This window comes from Burkholderia sp., assembly GCF_018375725.1.
GTDB lineage: Bacteria > Pseudomonadota > Gammaproteobacteria > Burkholderiales > Burkholderiaceae > Burkholderia.
The window spans coordinates 1-4,418 of sequence record NZ_JAHACR010000327.1 but is presented as its reverse complement, the minus strand read 5'-3'; the positions used below and the strand labels follow the sequence as shown (position 1 = coordinate 4,418).

The window sequence follows — 4,418 nt, the reverse complement described above, 5'->3', positions numbered from 1 at the left end:
TCACTTCTATGCGTACATGGACACTGGCGTGACGCCGGACATCCTGACGACCGCGAAGGCGCTCGGCAACGGTTTCCCGATCGGCGCGATGCTGACGACGAAGGAGCTGGCCGCGCACTTCAAGGTCGGCGTGCATGGCACGACCTACGGCGGCAACCCGCTCGCGTCGGCCGTCGCCGACAAGGTCGTCGAACTGATCAGCGATCCCGAACTGCTGCAGGGTGTCCACGAGCGCAGCACCCGCCTGCGCGGCGCGCTCGAACGCATCAATGCGCGCTTCGGCATCTTCAAGGCAGTGCGCGGCAAGGGTCTCCTGATCGGCGCGGAACTCGTCGACGCATTCAGCGGCCGCGCGAAGGATTTCGTCAACGCGGCCGCCGAGCACGGCGTGATCATGCTGATCGCCGGCCCGAACGTGCTGCGCTTCGTGCCGTCGCTCGTGATCCCGTTCGACGTGCTCGACGAAGGCCTCGCCCGCTTCGAAAAGGCGGTCGAGCAGGTGGTCGCCGCGCAGGAAGCCACCGCGCGCTGAGCCGCGCGTCCATCGCAGACAGGAACGACGATGCTATTTGTTCGCCCCGGCAAACTCACGGATCTCGATGCGCTCGCGCACATGGCGCGCACCGCGCAACCGGTCCTGCACTCGCTGCCGCACGATCGCGCAGCGCTCGAGGCGCGTGTCGCGCTTTCGGAAGATTCGTTTCGCGCGGATGTCGACTTCCCCGGCGAGGAGTTCTATCTCTTCGTGCTCGAGGACAGCGCGACCGGCAAGCTGCTCGGCACCGCCAGCGTGGTGGCGTCGGCCGGCTACGCCGAGCCGTTCTATGCGTTTCGCAACGACGCGCTGATTCACGCGTCGCGCGAGCTGCATGTGAACCGCAAGATCCACGCGCTGACGATGTCGCACGAGCTGACCGGCAAGAGCCGGCTCGCGGGCTTCTACGTCGATCCGTCGCTGCGCGGCGACGCGGCCGCGCACCTGATCTCGCGTGCACGGATGATGTACATCGCCGCGAACCGCCGCCGCTTCACGCCCGAGGTGTTCACGCTGCTGCTCGGCGTGACCGACGAGAACGGCGCGTCGCCGTTCTGGGAAGCGGTGGGCCGCAAGTTCTTCGGCCGCGACTTCGTCGACGTCGATATCGCGTCGGGCGGCCGCAGCCGGACGTTCATCGCGGAAGTGATGCCGGCCTATCCGCTGTATGTGCCGCTGCTGCCGGAAGCGGCGCAGCGCGTGCTGGGCGAGCCGAACGCGACTGCGCTGCTCGCCTATGACATCCATCTCGAGGAAGGCTTCGAGCCGGACCGTTTCGTAGACATCTTCGACGCGGGCCCGGTGCTGACCGCCCAGATCGATCGCACCGCCTGCGTGCGGCATGGCGCCGAGCGCGTCGTGCGCGAAGCGGCGCACCAGCAGGGCGATGTCGCCTACATGGTGTCGAGCGGCAGCGGCGAAACGTTCCGCTGCGTGCTCGCGGATCTGCCGGGCGATGCGTTCGCCGGCGCGCCGCTCGCCGGCGACGTGCGCGCCGCGCTCAACGTGAAGGATGGCGATGTCGTGCGTTGCGTGCCGCTGCACCAGCGCGACGACGAAGAATCGAAGGGAGACGCAGCATGATCGTCGTTCGGGTCGTACAAACGGGTGACGTCGATGCGCTCGTGTCGCTCGCGCAGGAAACCGGTCCGGGGCTGACCACGTTCAAGCCCGACCGCGACGCGCTCGCCGCGCGCATCGAACGCACGCGCCGCACGCTCGAGGGGCAGGCCGCGCCCGCCGAGGCCGGCTACTTCTTCGTGATGGAGGATTCGAGCACGGGCGATATCGCGGGCGTCTGCGGAATCGAGTCGCAGGTCGGTCTCGAACAGCCGTTCTACAACTACCGCGTCAGCACGGTCGTCCATGCGAGCCAGGAGCTCGGCGTGTGGACGAGGATGTCGGCGCTGAACATCTCGCACGACCTGACCGGGTATGCGGAAGTCTGCTCGCTGTTCCTGAGCCCGCGCTATCGCACGGGCGGCGTCGGCGGCCTGCTGTCGCGCTCGCGCTTCATGTTCATCGCGCAATTCCGCGAGCGTTTTCCGGAGCGCATCTGCGCGGAGCTGCGCGGCCATTTCGACGAGGACGGCACCTCGCCGTTCTGGTGTGCGGTCGGCTCGCATTTCTACCAGATCGACTTCAATGCCGCCGACTACCTCAGCTCGCACGGCCGCAAGTCGTTCCTCGCGGAGCTGATGCCGCGCTATCCGGTGTACGTCGACCTGCTGCCGCAGCACGCACAGGACTGCGTCGGCCTCACGCATCGCGACACGCTGCCCGCACGCAAGATGCTCGAAGCGGAGGGGCTGCGCTACCAGAACCACGTCGACATCTTCGACGCGGGCCCGGTGGTCGAATGCCATATCAACGACCTGCGCACGGTGCGCGAGAGCGTCGTCGTGCCGGTCACGATCGGCACGCCCGACGCGTGTGACGGTCAGGCGCCGAAGTCGCTCGTGTCGAATACGTCGCTGGGCGATTTCCGCGTGGGCGTGGCGCCGGGCGTCGTCGAGAATGGCACGTTCATGCTGTCGGCCGACGATGCCGCCGCGCTCGGCGTGAAGGCGGGCGATCCGGTCCGCGTGCTGCCGCTCAAAGTCAAACAGGGATAACGAATCATGACGGAACTCTTTATCGACGGCGCCTGGGTCGCTGGGTCGGGCCATGTCTTCGCGTCGCGCAATCCGGGCACCGACGAAATCGCATGGCAGGGCGCGAGCGCATCGGCGGCCGACGTCGACCGTGCGGTCGCGAGCGCACGCCGCGCATTCGCGAGCTGGTCGGCGCTCGATTTCGACGCGCGCTGCGCGATCGTCAAGCGCTTCGCCGAGCTGCTGACCGAGCGCAAGGAAGCGATCGCCACGGCGATCGGCCGCGAGACCGGCAAGCCGCTGTGGGAAGCGCGCACCGAAGTCGCGGCGATGGCCGCGAAGGTCGGGATCTCGATTCAGGCGTACCAGGAACGCACGGGCGAAAAGCGCCAGGACATGGCCGACGGCATTGCGGTGCTGCGTCATCGGCCGCACGGCGTCGTCGCGGTGTTCGGCCCGTACAACTTCCCCGGCCACTTGCCGAACGGCCACATCGTGCCGGCGCTGATCGCGGGCAATACCGTGGTGTTCAAGCCGTCCGAGCTCGCGCCGGGCGTCGCGCGCGCCACCGTCGAAGTATGGAAGGAAGCGGGCCTGCCCGACGGCGTGCTGAACCTCGTCCAGGGCGAGAAGGACACCGGCATCGCGCTCGCGAACCATCGCCAGATCGACGGGCTGTTCTTCACCGGCAGCTCGGATACGGGCACGCTGCTGCACCGGCAGTTCGGCGGCCGGCCGGAAATCGTGCTCGCGCTCGAGATGGGCGGCAACAATCCGCTCGTGATCGGCGAGGTCGAGGATATCGACGCGGCCGTGCATCACACGATCCAGTCGGCATTCCTGTCCGCGGGCCAGCGCTGCACGTGCGCGCGCCGCATCTTCGTGCCGCAGGGCGCGTTCGGCGACCGCTTCCTCGCGCGCTTCGCCGATGTCACGTCGAAGATCAGCGCCGACGTGTTCGACGCCGATCCGCAGCCGTTCATGGGCGCGGTGATCTCGGCGCGCGCGGCGGCGAAGCTCGTCGAGGCGCAGTCGCGCCTGATCGAACAGGGCGCGGAGCCGATCATCGCGATGGCGCAGCGCGACCCGCGCCTCGGCTTCGTCAATGCGGCGATTCTCGACGTGACGGGCGTGACCGGCCTCCCTGACGAAGAGCACTTCGGGCCGCTCGCGCAGATCGTCCGCTATGCGACGTTCGACGAAGCGATCGAGCGCGCGAACGACACCGCGTTCGGCCTGTCCGCGGGCCTGCTCGCCGACGACGCGCGCGCGTGGGATCACTTCCGGCGCACGATTCGCGCCGGGATCGTCAACTGGAACCGGCCGACCAACGGCGCATCGTCGGCCGCGCCGTTCGGCGGCACCGGCCGCTCCGGCAACCACCGTCCGAGCGCGTATTACGCGGCCGATTACTGCGCGTATCCGATGGCGTCGGTCGAAAGCGCCCAACTGACCTTGCCCGCGAGCCTGTCGCCGGGCCTTCACTTCTGATTCGAGGGAGCGACGATGAACGCAACTGAAGCCAATTTCGACGGACTCGTCGGCCCGACCCACAACTACGCCGGGCTGTCGTTCGGCAACGTGGCGTCGCTGAACAACGAAAAATCGGCCGCGAATCCGAAAGCTGCGGCGAAGCAGGGCCTGCGCAAGATGAAGCAGCTGGCCGATCTCGGCTTCGCGCAAGGCGTGCTGCCGCCGCAGGAGCGTCCGTCGCTGCGTCTGCTGCGCGATCTCGGATTCTCCGGCAAGGACGCGGACGTGATCGCCAAGGCCGCGAAGCAGGCGCCCGA

5 protein-coding genes are annotated in these 4,418 nt (G+C 68.0%); all 5 read left to right on the top strand.

Annotated features, from left to right (window positions below; translation table 11 throughout):
* Positions 1-532, top strand: a 532-nt coding sequence (locus tag KH616_RS21950) for an aminotransferase class III-fold pyridoxal phosphate-dependent enzyme (protein WP_292251260.1), incomplete at its 5' end; no start/stop codon positions are given.
* A 30-nt stretch (positions 533-562) separates the two neighbouring features.
* Entirely contained in the window at positions 563-1,618 is a 1,056-nt protein-coding gene (gene aruF / locus KH616_RS21945) for an arginine/ornithine succinyltransferase subunit alpha (protein WP_292251258.1), read from the top strand.
* The gene (gene astA / locus KH616_RS21940; protein WP_292251257.1) at positions 1,615-2,649 is read left to right on the top strand and encodes an arginine N-succinyltransferase; all 1,035 of its coding nucleotides are present in this window, start codon (positions 1,615-1,617) and stop codon (positions 2,647-2,649) included. The genes aruF and astA overlap by 4 nt, the downstream gene beginning before the upstream one ends.
* A gap of 6 nt (positions 2,650-2,655) precedes the next feature.
* Positions 2,656-4,119, top strand: a complete 1,464-nt coding sequence (astD, locus tag KH616_RS21935; protein ID WP_292251255.1) for a succinylglutamate-semialdehyde dehydrogenase — start codon at positions 2,656-2,658, stop codon at positions 4,117-4,119.
* A 15-nt stretch (positions 4,120-4,134) separates the two neighbouring features.
* The coding region (locus tag KH616_RS21930) for an N-succinylarginine dihydrolase (protein ID WP_292251254.1) at positions 4,135-4,418 on the top strand (284 nt) is incomplete at its 3' end.